General features: G+C 71.1%; 13 protein-coding genes and 2 pseudogenes. 7 read left to right on the top strand and 8 right to left on the bottom strand.

Annotated features, from left to right (window positions below; genetic code table 11):
- The first annotated feature begins 23 nt into the window (after window positions 1–23).
- Window positions 24–1034, top strand: a complete 1011-nt coding sequence (locus tag ACWCO3_RS07450; RefSeq protein ID WP_145785995.1) for an NADPH:quinone reductase — start codon at window positions 24–26, stop codon at window positions 1032–1034.
- 187 nt (window positions 1035–1221) lie between these two features.
- Here ACWCO3_RS07450 and ACWCO3_RS07455 read toward each other — a convergent pair whose 3' ends face one another.
- Window positions 1222–2856 carry a fatty acid--CoA ligase gene (locus ACWCO3_RS07455; protein WP_208745238.1) on the bottom strand — a complete coding sequence of 545 codons (1635 nt, stop codon included), beginning with the start codon at window positions 2854–2856 and terminating at the stop codon, window positions 1222–1224.
- Window positions 2857–2927: 71 nt separating this feature from the next.
- Here ACWCO3_RS07455 and ACWCO3_RS07460 point away from each other — a divergent pair, with 71 nt between their 5' ends.
- Window positions 2928–3419, top strand: a complete 492-nt coding sequence (locus tag ACWCO3_RS07460) for an NUDIX domain-containing protein (protein ID WP_145785993.1) — start codon at window positions 2928–2930, stop codon at window positions 3417–3419.
- Window positions 3420–3438: 19 nt separating this feature from the next.
- Here ACWCO3_RS07460 and ACWCO3_RS07465 read toward each other — a convergent pair whose 3' ends face one another.
- On the bottom strand, window positions 3439–4473 hold the full coding sequence (locus ACWCO3_RS07465) for an aldo/keto reductase (protein ID WP_145785992.1): 1035 nt from the start codon (window positions 4471–4473) through the stop codon (window positions 3439–3441).
- A gap of 125 nt (window positions 4474–4598) precedes the next feature.
- On the opposite strand from ACWCO3_RS07465, the gene ACWCO3_RS07470 reads away from it, so the two are divergent.
- A complete protein-coding gene (locus ACWCO3_RS07470; RefSeq protein ID WP_145785991.1) occupies window positions 4599–5231 on the top strand; it encodes a TetR/AcrR family transcriptional regulator in 633 nt (210 codons plus the stop codon).
- 24 nt (window positions 5232–5255) lie between these two features.
- Here ACWCO3_RS07470 and ACWCO3_RS07475 read toward each other — a convergent pair whose 3' ends face one another.
- Window positions 5256–6365 carry an NAD(P)/FAD-dependent oxidoreductase gene (locus tag ACWCO3_RS07475; RefSeq protein WP_450008991.1) on the bottom strand — a complete coding sequence of 370 codons (1110 nt, stop codon included), beginning with the start codon at window positions 6363–6365 and terminating at the stop codon, window positions 5256–5258.
- Window positions 6366–6516: 151 nt separating this feature from the next.
- On the opposite strand from ACWCO3_RS07475, the gene ACWCO3_RS07480 reads away from it, so the two are divergent.
- On the top strand, window positions 6517–7371 hold the full coding sequence (locus ACWCO3_RS07480) for a helix-turn-helix transcriptional regulator (protein ID WP_145785989.1): 855 nt from the start codon (window positions 6517–6519) through the stop codon (window positions 7369–7371).
- A 43-nt stretch (window positions 7372–7414) separates the two neighbouring features.
- Here the strand turns inward: ACWCO3_RS07480 and ACWCO3_RS07485 are convergent, their stop codons facing one another.
- Together ACWCO3_RS07485 and ACWCO3_RS07490 are read right to left on the bottom strand one after the other, a co-directional pair.
- On the bottom strand, window positions 7415–9091 hold the full coding sequence (locus ACWCO3_RS07485; RefSeq protein ID WP_145785988.1) for an MDR family MFS transporter: 1677 nt from the start codon (window positions 9089–9091) through the stop codon (window positions 7415–7417).
- A gap of 149 nt (window positions 9092–9240) precedes the next feature.
- Window positions 9241–9780 carry a type 1 glutamine amidotransferase domain-containing protein gene (locus tag ACWCO3_RS07490; RefSeq protein ID WP_450008994.1) on the bottom strand — a complete coding sequence of 180 codons (540 nt, stop codon included), beginning with the start codon at window positions 9778–9780 and terminating at the stop codon, window positions 9241–9243.
- Window positions 9781–9941: 161 nt separating this feature from the next.
- Here ACWCO3_RS07490 and rfaE2 point away from each other — a divergent pair, with 161 nt between their 5' ends.
- Together rfaE2 and ACWCO3_RS07500 are read left to right on the top strand one after the other, a co-directional pair.
- Window positions 9942–11771, top strand: coding sequence for a D-glycero-beta-D-manno-heptose 1-phosphate adenylyltransferase (gene rfaE2, locus ACWCO3_RS07495; RefSeq protein ID WP_450008995.1), 1830 nt, complete (start codon window positions 9942–9944; stop codon window positions 11769–11771).
- Window positions 11768–12646: a glycosyltransferase gene (locus ACWCO3_RS07500; protein ID WP_358079128.1), complete on the top strand. Its 879-nt coding sequence runs from the start codon at window positions 11768–11770 to the stop codon at window positions 12644–12646. Before rfaE2 ends, ACWCO3_RS07500 begins: the two co-directional genes overlap by 4 nt.
- 6 nt (window positions 12647–12652) lie before the next feature.
- Here ACWCO3_RS07500 and ACWCO3_RS07505 read toward each other — a convergent pair.
- The 3 genes and pseudogenes from ACWCO3_RS07505 to ACWCO3_RS07515 form a co-directional block, all read right to left on the bottom strand.
- Window positions 12653–13794 (bottom strand): annotated as a pseudogene (locus ACWCO3_RS07505) (glycosyltransferase family 9 protein).
- 8 nt (window positions 13795–13802) lie between these two features.
- Window positions 13803–14354, bottom strand: a complete 552-nt coding sequence (locus tag ACWCO3_RS07510; protein WP_357937580.1) for an Hsp20/alpha crystallin family protein — start codon at window positions 14352–14354, stop codon at window positions 13803–13805.
- A complete protein-coding gene (locus ACWCO3_RS07515; RefSeq protein WP_357937578.1) occupies window positions 14354–14857 on the bottom strand; it encodes a DUF2231 domain-containing protein in 504 nt (167 codons plus the stop codon). Before ACWCO3_RS07515 ends, ACWCO3_RS07510 begins: the two co-directional genes overlap by 1 nt.
- Before the next feature lie 165 nt (window positions 14858–15022).
- Here ACWCO3_RS07515 and ACWCO3_RS07520 point away from each other — a divergent pair.
- Window positions 15023–15168 (top strand): annotated as a pseudogene (locus ACWCO3_RS07520) (pyridoxamine 5'-phosphate oxidase family protein); the annotation flags it as partial.

The raw sequence follows: 15168 nt of genomic DNA on the forward strand, positions 1-15168 counted from the left end.
GCCGGGCGGGGTAGAGACCACGAATGAAGGCCATCGTGTACGAGCGGACCGGCGACCCTTCGGTGCTGGAGCTGGTCGACCGGCCGGTGCCGGAGCCGGCTGCGGGCGAGGTGCTGGTCCGGATGGCGGTCTCGGGGGTCAATCCGACGGACTGGAAGTCCCGCCGCAACTCCGCACCGGACGGGTGGCAGATTCCCGGGCAGGACGGCGCGGGGGTGGTGGAGGCCGTCGGCGAGGGGGTCGACCCCGACCTGATCGGTGAGCGCGTCTGGATCTGGGAGGCGGCCTGGCAGCGGCCGTGGGGCACCTCGGCGGAGTACACGCTGGTGCCGGTCCGGCAGGCGGTACGCCTCGGCGACGCCCCGTTCGAGCTGGGGGCGGCCCTGGGTATCCCGTTCCTCACCGCGCACCGCTGTCTGACCGCCGGCGAGTTCATGCCGGACACGCTGCGCGCCGGCGCGTTGGCGGACCACACAGTGCTGGTGCAGGGCGGGGCGGGCGCGGTCGGCAACGCCGCTATCCAGCTCGCCCGCTGGGCCGACGCCACTGTCGTCGCGACGGTGAGCAGTGCGGAGAAGGCGCAGCTCGCGGCGGCGGCCGGCGCCTCGCACGTGATCAACTACCGGGAGCAGGACGTGGTCGAGGAGGTCCGCCGGATCGCCCCCGACGGGGTCCACACGATCGTGGAGGTCGCCCCGGCCCGGAACGCGGCGGTGGACGTGCAGGTGCTGCGGCACGGCGGCGCGGTCTGCATGTACGCGGACAACGGCGGGAGTGAGGTGAGCATCCCGATCCGGGCGATGATGGCGCCGAACGCCCGCTGGCAGTTCGTGCTGGTCTACACCGAGCCGAAGGCGGCCAAGGCGCAGGGTGTGAAGGACGTGGCCGCGGCGGCCAGCCAGGGCGCGCTCCGGGTCGGCGCAGAGGCTGGCCTGCCTCTGCACTACTACCCGCTGGCCGAGACGTCGGCGGCGCACCAGGCGGTGGAGGACTCGACGGTGGGCAAGGTGCTGGTGACCACCAGCGACGCCTGATCGGGTCGCGGACCACCCGATTTCTCCGTCATCAGGACAGAAGCGAAGAACTTTCGCAACAATGACGGTGCGGGTCATCCGCGTGGAACGGGCGGCCCCGGCGCGGTGCGAACGCCGGGGCCGCCCCCTGGGGAGGGATCTTCAGGAGTTGCCCCTGCCCCAACAGGCGACAGTGCCTGGGAAAACGTTACGGGGCTGTCAGCTCCCGGACAGTCAGCTCACCCTCGGCGTACCGCGAACGGACGACCTTCTTGTCGAACTTGCCCACGCTGGTCTTCGGCACCGCGTCGATGAACGCCCAGCGCTCGGGCAGTTGCCAACGCGCCACCGAGTCGGCCAGGAAGTCCCGCAGCTCCTCGGCGGTCACCGAGGCACCCTCCCGAACCACGACGGTGGCCAGCGGTCGCTCGTCCCACCGCTCGTCCGGCACGCCCACCACGCACGCCTCCAGCACCGCCGGGTGGGCCATCAGGGCGTTCTCCAGCTCCACCGACGAGATCCACTCACCTCCGGACTTGATCACGTCCTTGGCGCGGTCGGTCAGCGTGATGTAGCCGTCCGGCGAGAGGGAGCCCACGTCCCCGGTACGCAGCCAGCCGTCGCGGAACTTCTCCACGTCCGGGGCATCCTCACCGACGTACCGTGCGGTCACCCACGGCCCACGGACCTCCAGCTCGCCCACGGCCGTGCCGTCGGCGGGCAGCGCCTCGCCCGACGGCCCGACGATCCGCGCCTGCACACCCGCCGGCACCCGCCCCTGCGTGTAGCGGTAACGCCAGGCCTGCTCCCCGGACACCCCGGCGGGTGGACGCGAGACCGACCCCAGCGGTGACATCTCGGTCATGCCCCAGGCATGGATGACGTCGATCCCGTGCCGCTCGTCGAACGCGTGCATCAGCGCCGGCGGGCAGGCCGAGCCGCCGACGATCACCTCGGTGAGCGAGGAGGTGTCCACGTCGTGGCCGTCCAGGTAGGCCAGCAGATCCGTCCAGATGGTCGGCACCGCGCCGGCCAGGGTGGGCCGCTCGGCGGCGATCATCGCGGCGATCGGCGCGGCCTGGAGGAACCGGTCCGGCATGATCAGCGACGCGCCGGAGAGGAAGGCCGCGTACGGCAGACCCCAGGACATGGCGTGGAACATCGGCACGATGGCCAACTCCCGGTCGGTCGGCCCGAGACCGAAGCCCTCCGGCATGCAGACCTGCAACGAGTGCAGGTAGATCGAGCGGTGCGAGTAGGCCACGCCCTTCGGGTTGCCGGTGGTGCCCGAGGTGTAGCAGAGCGCCGCGGCGTCGCGCTCGTCCACCTCGGGCCAGTCGTACACCTCGGGCCGGTCGGCGAGGAGCGCGTCCCAGTGGTGCACCGTGATCCGGTCGCCGGCTGCCGCCACCAGCGGCGCCGGGTCACCACCGCCGACCACGACGACGTGCCGCACCGTGGTCAGCTCGCCGATCACCCGGGCCAGCAGCGGGATGAGCGTGGTGTCGACGAGCACCACCCGGTCCTCGGCGTGGTTGGCGATGTAGACGACCTGGTCGGGGAAGAGCCTGATGTTGAGCGTGTGCAGCACCGCGCCCATGCTCGGCACCGCGAAGTAGGCGACCAGGTGCTCGTTGTTGTTCCACATGAAGGTGGCGACTCGCTCGTCACCTGTCACGCCGCACTCGTCACGCAGCGCGTGCGCCAGCCGGGCGGCGGAGCGGCCCACCTCGGCGTACGTCATCCGGCGGGGTTCGGCACCGGTCCAGGTCACCACCTCGGCCGTGCCGTGCACTCCTGCGCCGTGATCGAGGATCCGGGAGACCTGGAGAGGGGCGTCCATCATCGTGCTACGCATGGGTAACAAGTTAGTGTCGCCGGTCACACGTTGGGAACCCCCGTAAGTTGTCGCAGGTGAGCATCTCCTGGGCCGACTCGTACGTAGGGCAGTTACGCGCAATCGCCGGGGACCGGACGCTGATGTTCGTCGGCGCCCGTGCCGTGGTCAGCGACAACGCCGGACGCATCCTGCTGATCCAGCGCTCGGACAACGGCCAGTGGGCCATGCCGGCCGGCGCGATGGAGCTGGGCGAGTCGATCGCCGACTGCGCCGTCCGGGAGGTCCGCGAGGAGACCGGGCTGCGTGCGTTGCGGGTCTGCGCGTTCGCCCTCTACACCGGGCCGGACCGGACCAGCACCAACATGTACGGGCACACGTACCAGGTCTTCACGACGGCGTTCAAGGTGGAGGAGTGGGACGGGCAACTGGCCCGGGTCACCGACGAGACGACCGACGCGGGCTTCTTCGCCCGGGACCGGTTCCCCACCCCGCTCTCCACCTCGGTCCTGGAGACCCTGGCCGACCTGGACGTCTTCGAGCAGACGAACCGGCTGATCCTCAAGTAGGCCGGGCCCCCGGGTCGCCCTACTGCGGATGGCGCAGCCCGGCGAAGAACCCCTCCTGGATCCAGTTCGGGTACGAGACCGGCAGCTTGGTGGCCTCGTCCAGCTCGGTGAGATCCTGCTCGGTCAGGGTGAGGTCCGAGGCGGCGATGTTGTCCACCAACTGGTCCAGCTTGCGGGCGCCGACAATCACGCTGGTCACGGCCGGTCGGGTCAGCAGCCAGGCGACCGCGACCCGGGCCGGGCTGACGTCGTGCCGCTCGGCGACGCCCTTGAGCACGTCGACCACCCCGAAGGCGTGCTCCCTGTCGAACGGCGTGAAGCTGGTGTAACCGGGCTGGGCGCTGCGCGCGCCGCTGTCGGCGACGGTGCCGTCCCGGCCGACCTTTCCGGAGAGGAAACCACCGGCGAGCGGGCTCCACACGGTCAGGCCAACGTTCGCGTCCAGCGCCATCGGCACCACGTCGCGCTCGACGTCCCGACCCAGCAGGGAGTAGTACTCCTGCACGGAGACGAAGCCGGCCAACTTCTCCCGAGCGGAGATGCCCAGCGCCTTGGAGATCTGCCAGGCGGCGAAGTTGGCGCAGCCGATGTAGCGGACCTTGCCCTGCCGGACCGCGTCGTCCAGCGCGCGCAGCATCTCCTCCATCGGGGTGACCTGGTCGAAGTTGTGGATCTGGTACAGGTCGATGTGATCGGTGCCCAGCCGGCGCAGGCTGTCCTCCAGGTTCTGCATGATGTGCAGCCGGGAGGTGCCCACGTCGTTCGGGCCAGGGCCCGTCCGGGAGTGCACCTTGGTCGCCAGCACGACGTCGCGACGTCGCTTGCCGAGCGCCTGGCCGAGCAGTTCCTCGCTCTCGCCGTCGCTGTAGCCGTCCGCGGTGTCGACGAAGTTGACGCCCGCGTCCAGCGCCGTGTCGACCATCCGCTGCGCCTCGGGCAGCGCCAGCCCACCGAGGGTGCCCCAGAGCGGGTGCCCGGCGCCGCCGAAGGTCATCGCGCCGAGCGAGATCTCCGAGACGTACACCCCGGTGTTGCCCAACAGCCGGTACTTCACCTGTGTTGCTCCTCGTGGTGGGTCGGAGGCCGAGGTCAGCCGCCTCACGGTCACTATGTCGGACACTGTGTCCGGCAGCGAGCGTACGTCGCCGACCCAACCCCCGGCCACCTAGGATTCCGGCTATGCCCTCGATCACCCGCCGCCGCCCGCGCAACCCCGATGGTCGGGCTGCCGTCGAGGCACGGGTACTGGCGGCCACCGAGCGCCTCCTGCGGGAGGGGACTCGATTCACCGACCTCGGGGTGCAGCGGATCGCCGCCGAGGCCGGGGTCGCGCGGTCGACCTTCTACACCCACTTCCGGGACAAGAGCGAACTGCTCATGCGCCTCGCCGGCACCATGCGGGAGAGCTCCTTCGAGCGCACCGGCGGCTGGGATCCCGGTGGACCCGGTGACCCGCTGGCACGGTTGACCGAGGTCTTCGCCGACGTGATCCGGATTTACCGGACATACGCTCCGGTTCTGGCAGCAGTCAGCGAGGTCGCCGCGTACGACGAGGTGGTCCGGGAGTACTGGGCGGCAGGGCTGGAGCAGTTCGTGGCGCGCACCGTGGACGCGCTCCGCGCCGAGCAGGAGGCCGGGCGCACCCCCGCCGACCTCGACGTGGTGGCCGCCAGCCGGCTGATCGTGGTCGGCGGCGACCGCTTCCTTGCCGACCACGTCAGCACGACCACTGCCGACCCCGACACCGACGCGGCAGCCGCCCGGGAGTTGGCCGCGACATGGTGGTACGGCGCCTACCGCCGCCCCGCGTGACGCTTCCACCAACTGTCGGGTCGCTCAGGCGGCGGTGGGCCCAAACTGTTCGGTGAAGCGGCCGGTGAACAGGTCGGTGCCCTTGTACTCGGCGACGGTCGCGGCAGGGACGACTGCCACACCGTCGGGCGTGGGCATCTGACCGACACCGAAACGCGGCCCGAGCGGGAGCAGGATCATGGGATCGGGCATGGGTCGGTAGGTGGCAGTGGCCCGCTCGCCACGCACCTGCGCGGTGATGTTCTGCGCCACGACCTCGGCGTGCTGCAACGCGTACGCCGCCAGCTTGTCCTCGGCGAGATCGGTGAGGTCACCGATCGCGTAGACGTGGTCGAGGATTCCGTCGGGGCCACGCACGTTGAGTGTGTCGGTGACGGCGACCCGCCCCTGCGGGTTGAGCGTCGTCAGCCCGCCGTTGACGAGGTAGTCGCTGTTGGTCCGCAGACCAAAGGCACGGAACCAGATGTCGGCGGTGATCTCGTCGCCGCCGGTGGTGGTGGTCGTGAAGGTGGCGACCCGATTGGCCTCGGTCGTCAACCGAGCGGCCAGCGTGGTGCCCAGCCGCACGTCGATGCCCAGCTCGTCGAGCTGCCGGTGCAGGTCGTCGCGCATCTCCGACGTGAAGCCTGGCATCAGCTGCTCGGCCGGATCGACGAGGGTCACGTGCTTGTCCGGCCAGGCGTCCTTGATCTCACCGGCCAACTCCAACCCGACCGGCCCGGCGCCGAGGATCAGGACACGCTCGGCACCGGCCAACTCCTTGTTGGTCTGACGCAGGTCCTCAAGCGCCGCCTCGACGGAATCTGCGTCGACCCGGGCCGGGTAGGCGTAACTGGAGCCGGTTGCCAGCACCAGATAGTCCGCTGCGACACGCTGACCTGAGGCCAGGGTGACGCCGCCGGAATCCACCGAGACAGCTCGGTCCCGGATCACAGTGCCGCGGGTGAGCACCGTGTCGAAGGGGAAGAACATGTTGCCGGCCCAGTCGGGCCGGGCCAATGCCCGCAGCGATGCCGCGACGTTGACGAACGCGTCCCGAGGATCGATGAGGACGACGTTGGCCATCGCCTCCAGCGCCTTGGCGACCGCCGTACCCCCGTAACCGCCACCGATGACCGCGACCGTACGACTCATGACTCAGCTCCAACCGACCAGGGTTTCGCGCTCGACCGCTGTCGAGCGCCTTTCCCCACGGTCGTCAGCCGGCAGGACACCAGGGAGACCGGACTGAAGCTGGTAGTGGCAGGGACACCATCCGGCCCGCAGCCGTTGCTACGTTCGGACGATGAGCGACAACGAGCTCGGGTTGTTCCTGCGTGTCCACCGGGAAGCGGTGACGCCGGCCGAGGTGGGGCTGCCCGCCGGGCCGCGCCGGCGCGCGCCGGGGCTCCGCCGCTCCGAGGTGGCGGCCCTCGCCGACGTCAGCGTGGAGTACGTCACCAGGCTCGAACAGGGCCGCGACCGCCGGCCGTCCCCGCAGGTGCTCGCCGCGCTCGCCACCGCACTACGGATGAACCGGAACGAACGTATTCACCTGCACCGCCTCACCAAGGCGGCCGATCCCGGCTACAACTGCCGGGGCCACGTCACCCCCACCGCCGAGGTACGTCCGACCGTGCGGGCGCTGCTCGGCCGCCTGGAACCGACGTCGGCGGTGCTGCTCAACCAGCTCAGCGACATCGTCGCCCACACCAACGGTTACGAACGGCTGATGAGACCGATCGGGTTGCTGGACGCGGCACAGCCCAACCTCGCCCGGTTCGTCCTCACCGACGCCCGGGCGCGCAGCGCGTACCCCGACTGGGACCACCTGGCCGACGAGCAGGTCGCCGCCCTCAAGCAGGGCCCGTTCCGGGCCTACCCGCCGATGGCCGCGCTGGCGGACGAGCTGACCATCACGGCGGGTGACGCCTTCACCCGGCGCGTCGAGACAGTGCCCAGCCTGCCGAAGGCCAACGGCATCCTCCGCCTCGCCCATCCCGAGGCAGGCATGCTTCGCCTCGCGTACGAGACCCTCGAACTCCCCGCGGACGACGACCAGCGCCTGATCGTGTACCTGCCCGCCGACGCGACGACCTCCGCCGCGCTCGACCGCCTCGACAGCCAACACCCGCAACCGCTGCGCCTCGTGGCCGGATGACACCGACCGTCCCGGAGGAGTCCGGGACGGTCGGTCGACGCGCTCAAATCATCGTCTGGGACTTGGCCTCCATGTCGGCGGCGGCCTCCTCCTTGGACTCGCGGGTCAGCGGCTTGCCGCCCGGGGCCGGCGCCTCACCGCCGAGCGGGTCGGCGCCGCCGGTGGCGCCCTGCGGACCGGCGCCCCTCAGTTGCGTGTTGGGCAGCGTCAGCGTGACCACCACCGCCAGGATCGCGATCACACCGGCGGTCAGGAAGACCATGTCCAACGCGTCGACGAAAGCTCCCTGGATGGCCGCGCGCACCGGCCCCGGCAGGGCCAGGATGGTCGCCGGATCGTTGATCGAGATGTTGGAGCCGCCACTCGCCGCCACGGCGGCCTGCTCCTGCGGCGGGAGCTGCGCGATCGCGCCGGGCAGCCGGTCCGCGAGCCCGCTGGTCAGCCGGGACGAGAGCACCGTGCCGAGGATCGCCACCCCGAACGAACCACCCAGCGACCGGAAGAACGTGGCCGACGAGGTCCCGGCCCCCAGGTCACGCACGGACACCGCGTTCTGCACGGCCAGGATCAGCGACTGCATGCACAGACCCAGCCCGACGCCGATCACCACCATGAACCCGAAGGCCACCCAGAGCGAGGTGGTCACCTCCAGGCGGGTGAACAGGAACATGCCGACCAGGAGGGTCACCGAACCGGCAACCGGGAACCACTTGTACCGGCCGATCCGGGTCATCGCGCGACCGGTCAGGATCGAGGTGATGATGATGCCGGCCATCATCGGCAGCATCAGCAGACCACTGCGGGTCGGCGAGGCGCCCTTGACGATCTGCAGGTACAGCGGGATGAAGATGATCGAGCCGAACATCACCAGACCGATGATGAGCAGCGCCGAGTTGGCCAGGGCGAAGGTGGCGCTGCGGAACAGCCGCAGCGGCAGGATCGGCTCGGCGACCCGGGCCTCCTGGAGGACGAAGAGCACCCCCAGCACCGCACCGACGACGAACAGACTGATGATCACGCCGGAGCCCCAGGCGTACTCGTTGCCGCCCCAGCTCAGCGCGAGCAGCAGCGCACTCACCCCGGCGACCAGCAGGCCGGCACCGAGCCAGTCGATCGAGTGGTCCCGGCGTTCGAACGGGATCAACCGCATCACGTGGTAGCAGACCACGATGGCCAGGATCGCCAGCGGCACGTTGATGTAGAAGATCCACCGCCAGTCGGTCTCCGCGAAGTACCCACCGACCAGCGGCCCGGCCACCGACGAGATTCCGAAGACGGCACCGAACAGACCCTGGTAGCGCCCGCGCTCCCGGGGGGACACCACGTCCGAGATGATGGTGAACGCGAGCGTCAGCAGACCACCCGCGCCGAGGCCCTGGATGCCCCGGGTGATGATCAGCTGGGTCATGTTCTGGGACAAGCCGGCCAGCAACGAACCGACCAGGAACGTGCCGATCGAGAAGAGGAAGACCGGTCTGCGCCCGTACAGGTCGGCCATCTTGCCGTACAACGGGGTCGACGCGGTCGAGGCGAGCAGGTACGCGGTCACGACCCACGAGTAGTGGTTGATCCCGCCCAACTCGCCCACGATGGTCGGCAGGGCCGTGCCGACGATGGTCTGGTCGAGCGCGGCCAACAGCATGCCGGTCATCAGACCGACCATGAGCAGTCGGATCTGCTGACGGTTCAGCACCGGCGCGTCAGAGGCTTCGGTGGTCATGTGCCCTTCTATCCCGACAGCCAGAGAACATGCCGGCATCCCCCAAAAAACCCCCGCCCCCTAAGTTGATCATGAAGTTATCGCCCTGACACGCTGCCCCGGGCCAGGTGGCAATAACCTCATGATCAACGGGCGAAAGAGGGTTGGGGTCAGACGGCGAAGGTTTGGGTGATCTTCTGGCAGAAGGCGGGGAGGTCGTCGGGGTTGCGGCTGCTGGTCAGGTTGCCGTCGGTCACGCACTCCTCGTCCACCCAGGTCGCGCCCGCGTTGGTCAGGTCGGTACGCAGGGTGGGCCAGGAGGTGATCCGGCGACCACGCACCACGTCCGCCTCGATGAGCGTCCACGGGCCGTGGCAGATCACCCCGACGGGCTTGCCCGCGTCGAAGAACGCCTTCACGAACCGCACCGCATCCGGGTCGCCCCGCAGGAAGTCCGGGTTCGCCACCCCACCGGGCAGCACCAGCGCGTCGTAGCCGGCGGCGTCCGCCTTGCCCACGGTCACGTCCACGTCGTACGTCTTGGACTGGTCCAGGTGGTTGAAGGACTGGATGGTGCCGGGCTTCAGCGAGACCAGCTCGACCGTCGCGCCGGCGTTCTCGACCGCCTCGCGCGGCTGGACGTACTCGACCTCCTCGACGCCGTCGGTGGCCAGGAAGGCGATCCGCTTGCCGTTCAATGCCGCTGCCATGTCGGTACATCTCCTTTCCGGGGGTTACCTCAATCCCCTTCCCAGCCCGCAACGCCCGAAACAGACCCGACCGGTGACGAACCACCGGAAGGCGTACGACCAGCGGCGGGACCGACCGGAACGCAGGTTTGGCCAGGGGGGCGGTGGGGACCCGGGGAGGCATGGCAGGAGCAGCAGCGGAACAGCGCCGGCTCGCCACCGTCGTGGAGAGCTGGCTCGGACGCCCGGTCCTGATCGTCGGTGACGCCATGTTGGACGAATGGCGGTTCGCCGACTCCGATCGGCTCTGCCGGGAGGCACCAGCTCCGGTCCTGACCCTGCGCAGACGGATCTCCGCAGCCGGTGGTGCCGCGAACACCGCGGTCAACGTCGCCGCGCTGGGCGGCCGGGCGGTGCTGGTGGCACCGGTCGGCGCCGACGTGGCCGGCGACGAACTGCACGACTGTCTGGACCGCGCCGGCGTCTGGGACCGCACTGTCAACCAGCCGGGACGACCCACCCCGGTCAAGCGGCGGATGCTGGCCGGTAACCAGATCCTGTTGCGCGAGGACTCCGGCGACCCGGACGACGCCCTCGACCCGGAGGGCGTGAGCCGGCTGCTCACCGCGCTGGCCTGCGCCACCGAGGAGCTGCGCGCCGCCGCCGGCGGGGAGGCGCCGACCCTGGTGGTCTGCGACTACGGCCTGGGTGCGCTGCCCGCGCCGGTCCGCGCGTGGTTGGTCGAGCAACGCGAGCGGTACGCCACTGTCGCGCTGGACGCCCACGACCTGGCCGACTGGCGGGGGCTCGCGCCGACAGTCGTCACTCCCAGCTTCGCCGAGGCGACCCGGCTGCTGGCCCGTGCCGGCGCTACGACCCGGCTGACGGGCGGGACGGAACTGCACCTGGAACACCCGGACATCGACCCGGCCGACGGGCCCTCCGAGATGACAGTGGGCGCGGCCCCGGGCGGGGTACGTGCCGACGACGCCGCCGAACGCACCACCGACCGCCCCGGCCCGGTCGGTGAGCCGATCCGAGGCGAGGGCCGGGTGGCACTCACCGGCGACGGGCTCAGCGTCACCGGCACCGGCGTCACGGTGAACACCCGGGCCGGGGAGGGCGTCGACCGGGCCGTACTGGCCGAGTCGCGGCTGGCCGAGTTGCGCGCGCACACCGGAGCTGACGTGGTGGCGGTGACCCTGGACACCGAGGGTGCTGTCGTCGGCGGTGCCGACGGGGCGCCACGACGCAGCCACAGCACCCCGGTTCCGGCCAGTCACGCCGTGGGCGCGGGGGACGCGTACCTGGCGGCGATGACGTTGGCCCTGGCCGCCGACGCGCCGCTGCCCACCGCCGCCCAGCTCGCCCAGTTGGCGGCCACCATCACCGTCTCCGACACCGGCACCTGTGTGTGCCGGCGGGAGGACCTGCTCACCGCGCTCGACCAACCGACCGGGACCACGGACCGCTCGGCGCTGGTCGGCACCGACGAGTTGGACGCGATCGTCGCCGAGTACCGCGAGGCGGGACGGTCGGTGGTGTTCACCAACGGCTGCTTCGACGTGCTGCATCGCGGCCACGTGCGCTACCTGGAACAGGCCCGCGCCCTGGGCGACCTGCTCATCGTGGCCGTCAACTCGGACGGCAGCGTACGACGGCTGAAGGGCCCGGACCGCCCGGTCAACCCGGTCGAGGACCGGGGCGCCCTGCTCGCTGCCCTGGCCTGTGTGGACCACGTCGTGGTCTTCGAGGAGGACTCACCCGCCGCGCTGATCGAGGCGGTCCGGCCGGACGTCTACGTCAAGGGCGGCGACTACCCGCCGGAGCTGGTCCCGGAAGCCCCGCTGGTGCGTCGTCTTGGCGGACAGGTGCGCACCCTCGGGTACGTGCCGGACCGGTCCACCTCCGCGATCATCGAGCGGATCCGGACGCACAGTCAGGACCCGGCTCCGCGCGCCACGGACCGGGTGCCCGATGAGTCGCTGAGCACCCGCACCCAGGCGTCGTGAACCGCCCCCTCGACCTCGGCGCCCCGGAGGAGTTCCGCGCCGACCGGCTGCTCGACGTGCTGATTCCGACCCGGAACCGGCCCGCCGAGTTGGCTGTCACCCTGGCCGGGCTCGCCGCCCAGGACGGGGTACCCGGCTTCGGGGTGGTGGTCAGCGACCAGTCCGACGGGGAGCCCGCGTACGCGCACCCCGCCGCGGCCACCATGGTCAGGGCGCTGCGCCAGCGGGGTCACCCGGTGCTGCTGACCCGTCGGCTGCCCCGCCGGGGGTTGGCCGAACATCGGGCGTACCTGCTCGCCGCCTCGGCCGCCCGGTACGTCCTCAACCTCGACGACGACATCTGGTTGGAGCCGGGGGCGGTGCACCGGCTGGTCACGGCGATCGGTGAGCTGGGCTGCGGGTTCGTCGGCAACGGCGTGCACGGGCTGTCGTACACCGACGACGTGCGGCCGGAGTCGCACGGGCACTACGAGGAGTGGATCGGCCCTCCGACGCCGGAGCGGATCCGCCCGGACACCCCGGAGTGGAACCGCGCCCGGATCCACTCGGCGGCCAACCTCCTGCACGTCACCGAGCAGTTGGCGCTGCCGCCGGGCGCGTGGCGGGCGTACAAGGTCTCCTGGATCGGCGGGTGTGTGCTCTACGACCGGGCCAGGCTCGTCGACGTCGGCGGTTTCGACTTCTGGCGTCGGGTGCAGGAGAAACACCAGGGTGAGGACGTGGCCGCGCAGCTCGCGGTGCTGGCCCGGTACGGCGGGGCGGGCATCCTGCCCAGCGGCGCGTACCACCTGGAGTCTCCGACCACCGTCACCGACCGGGACGTCGAGGCGTGGGAGGTGGTCCTCGCCGAGGAGGACACCCCCCAGCCGGCCTGATCGCCGTCACTCGGCGCTGAGCAGCTCCCGGGCCGCTTCCAGCACCTCGACCACCGGAACGTCCGCCACGAACGAGTCCCGGTGTGGGCACTCGCCGTCGCCGGGGCGGTGCGGGTAGATGCCCGGTGTGCAGTCCACCCCGCAGACCGGGCAGTGCACAGTCCAGGAACAGATCGGCCGGTGCCGACCCCGCAGCGGGTTCGCCGTGTTGATCAGGTTGCCGACCCAGAAGATGCCCACCGTGGACGTGCCCACCGCGGCGGCCACGTGCAGCGGGCCGGTGTCGTTGGAGACGACCAACGCGCAGTCGGCGTAACAGCCCAGCAAGCCGCCGAGGCTGAGCGTCCCGACCTGCGGCCGGACCGGAACCCCGGCCGCCGCGACGACCCGGTCCACCACGTCCTGCTCGGAGGGCGTACCCGTGACCAGCACCTCGTAGCCGTCACCATGCAGCTCACGGGCCACCTCGGCGAAGCGCTCGGCGGGCCAGCGGCGGCGGGTGTCGCTGCACCCCGGAGCCAGCGACACCCGCCGCCGCTGGCTCCGGGGTGCAGCGCCACCCGCTGTCGGTTCGCCGGCCCGAGCACCTGGGCCGCTTCGGCCCGGTCGGCGTCGGTAACGGTCAGCGTCGGAGTGATGGTGGTTGCCGGTGCCCCGACCAGCGCCACCACCTCCAGGTAGCGGATCACCTCGTGCTGGTAGTAGACGTAGCGGAGCCACCGGTCCAGCGGCGGCGCGTCCTCGGCGCGTAGGCCGACGGTCACCCGGGCACCCAGACGACTCATCAGCGGGTTCGAGTTGGCGCCACCACCGTGGATCTGCACCGCCAGGTCGAACCCCTCACCGGAGGCAGCGGCGACGAACTCGTCCATCGACGACTCCGGCTCACCCGGGTCGGGCGCACGGATGCCGGGTGCCGGCGGCACCACCAGCACCCGGTCCACCGGGCCGGGCCGGTCGCGCCAGAGCTTCGCGTGCCAGGGCGCGCCGAGCAACACGATCTCCGCCGAGGGGTACGCGGCGCGCAGCGCGTCCAGCGCCGGAAGGGCGAACACGAAGTCGCCCAGCGCGTTGGCGCGGAGCACGGCGATCCGCCGCACGTCGGGAAGGCGCTCGGCGGTCGGGCCGAGCACGGACGGGGTGACCACGCAGCCCGCTACTGCCGGTCGATCTCGCCGACGGTGTCCGGGCGGTGCAACTCCCGGTCCGCAGCGGGATCGGCAGGCATCGGCGTACCCGTGGAGAGGTCACCGGAGCGCGGGCCGGTGCGACCGACGGTGATGGTGCGCGGTGCGGGCCGGGTCGCCCGCGGCAACCGGACCCGGAGCAGGCCGTGGTCCATGACCGCGTCGATGGCGTCCGGGTCGACCCGGGACGGCAGGTTGACGCGGTACTCGAAGCCGCGGGTCTCGAACCCACCGGGGATGCCCTGGTCGGCGTTGACCTCCGCCTCGGATCGGGCCCGCACGCACAACTCGAGGTCGTCCAGCTCGACCGCGACCTCTTCCGGGGCCACGCCGGGCAGCCGGACGACGACCTCCCAGCCGTCCGAGGTCTCGGTCAGTTCGACGTCGGACGCGCCGGCCCTGCCGCCGACCAGGCGGCTCAGCTCGGCGCGCAGCGACTGCAACTCGCCCATCGGGTCCCAGCCCTGCTGTCGGCCGCCTCGCCAACCCCGGCCGAAGCCGCCGGTCTGCTGCTCGCTCATCACACGTCTCCGATCCGCCGTGCGGCCGCGGGCGGCCGTAGTGAACTGGGCGCGTCCAGGTTGGCGTCGCGGTCGACGCCCACGCCGAGCCGGTCGACCAACTCGCCGCCCAGCCAGGCGCTGATGCCGAGGATCGCCACAGCGACCACCTCGATGGCGATCAGCGCGCCGCCGGCGGCACGCGAGTCCGCGTTGAGCCGGACCGCCCAGACGGCCGCGAAGAGCAGGATCACCGCGACGTTGGCGGCCGCGTGCAGCAGACCCACCCGCTTGGCGCGGGTGCCGGTCGGGATCGCCAGCAGGTCGAACGAGCCGGCCACCGCGGCGAGCAGGCCGCCGATCAGACCGACGGTGATGTTCCAGTACGCGACCTCGGCGAGGAAGTCGGGACCGCCGACCGTGTCCACCAGGTCGAACAGCACTGCGGTGACCAGCAGCGCAACCGGGAACATGACCAGCATCGGATGGACTGGGTGACCCAGCACCTTGAGTCGGCTCTCCATCTCCCGGCCTCCACTGGTCGGCGTGCTGCGGACGGTTCGTGCGGCGGGCGTGTCGGGTGAGGCCGTACCCCCGACAACGGGGCACAAACCTCACCCTGGTCACGGCGGCCTAGGCTGACGGATGGTGGCGCCCGCCAACGGGTCAACGCCTGAGGGAGGACCAACGTGACGGTGGAGATCACTTCGCACGAGGAGCTGCGCGACCTGCTCGGTGCACCGAACGCACGGGCCGCCAACAAGGAACGCGTCCGCCTGCACGAGCGGGACCGCGAATGGCTCGCCGCCTCGCCGTTCTGCCTGGTGGCCACGGC

The sequence above is a fragment of the Micromonospora sp. NPDC002411 genome (genome assembly GCF_053592955.1).

Bases quoted from the DNA above. Each gene is read 5' to 3' on its own strand.
- ACWCO3_RS07450 (WP_145785995.1), top strand. From the start codon at position 24: ATGAAGGCCATCGTGTACGAGCGGACCGGCGACCCTTCGGTGCTGGAG.
- ACWCO3_RS07455 (WP_208745238.1), bottom strand. From the start codon at position 2,856: ATGGACGCCCCTCTCCAGGTCTCCCGGATCCTCGATCACGGCGCAGGA.
- ACWCO3_RS07470 (WP_145785991.1), top strand. From the start codon at position 4,599: ATGCCCTCGATCACCCGCCGCCGCCCGCGCAACCCCGATGGTCGGGCT.
- ACWCO3_RS07475 (WP_450008991.1), bottom strand. From the start codon at position 6,365: ATGAGTCGTACGGTCGCGGTCATCGGTGGCGGTTACGGGGGTACGGCG.
- ACWCO3_RS07480 (WP_145785989.1), top strand. From the start codon at position 6,517: ATGAGCGACAACGAGCTCGGGTTGTTCCTGCGTGTCCACCGGGAAGCG.
- ACWCO3_RS07485 (WP_145785988.1), bottom strand. From the start codon at position 9,091: ATGACCACCGAAGCCTCTGACGCGCCGGTGCTGAACCGTCAGCAGATC.
- ACWCO3_RS07490 (WP_450008994.1), bottom strand. From the start codon at position 9,780: ATGGCAGCGGCATTGAACGGCAAGCGGATCGCCTTCCTGGCCACCGAC.
- rfaE2 (WP_450008995.1), top strand. From the start codon at position 9,942: ATGGCAGGAGCAGCAGCGGAACAGCGCCGGCTCGCCACCGTCGTGGAG.
- ACWCO3_RS07510 (WP_357937580.1), bottom strand. From the start codon at position 14,354: ATGAGCGAGCAGCAGACCGGCGGCTTCGGCCGGGGTTGGCGAGGCGGC.
- ACWCO3_RS07515 (WP_357937578.1), bottom strand. From the start codon at position 14,857: ATGGAGAGCCGACTCAAGGTGCTGGGTCACCCAGTCCATCCGATGCTG.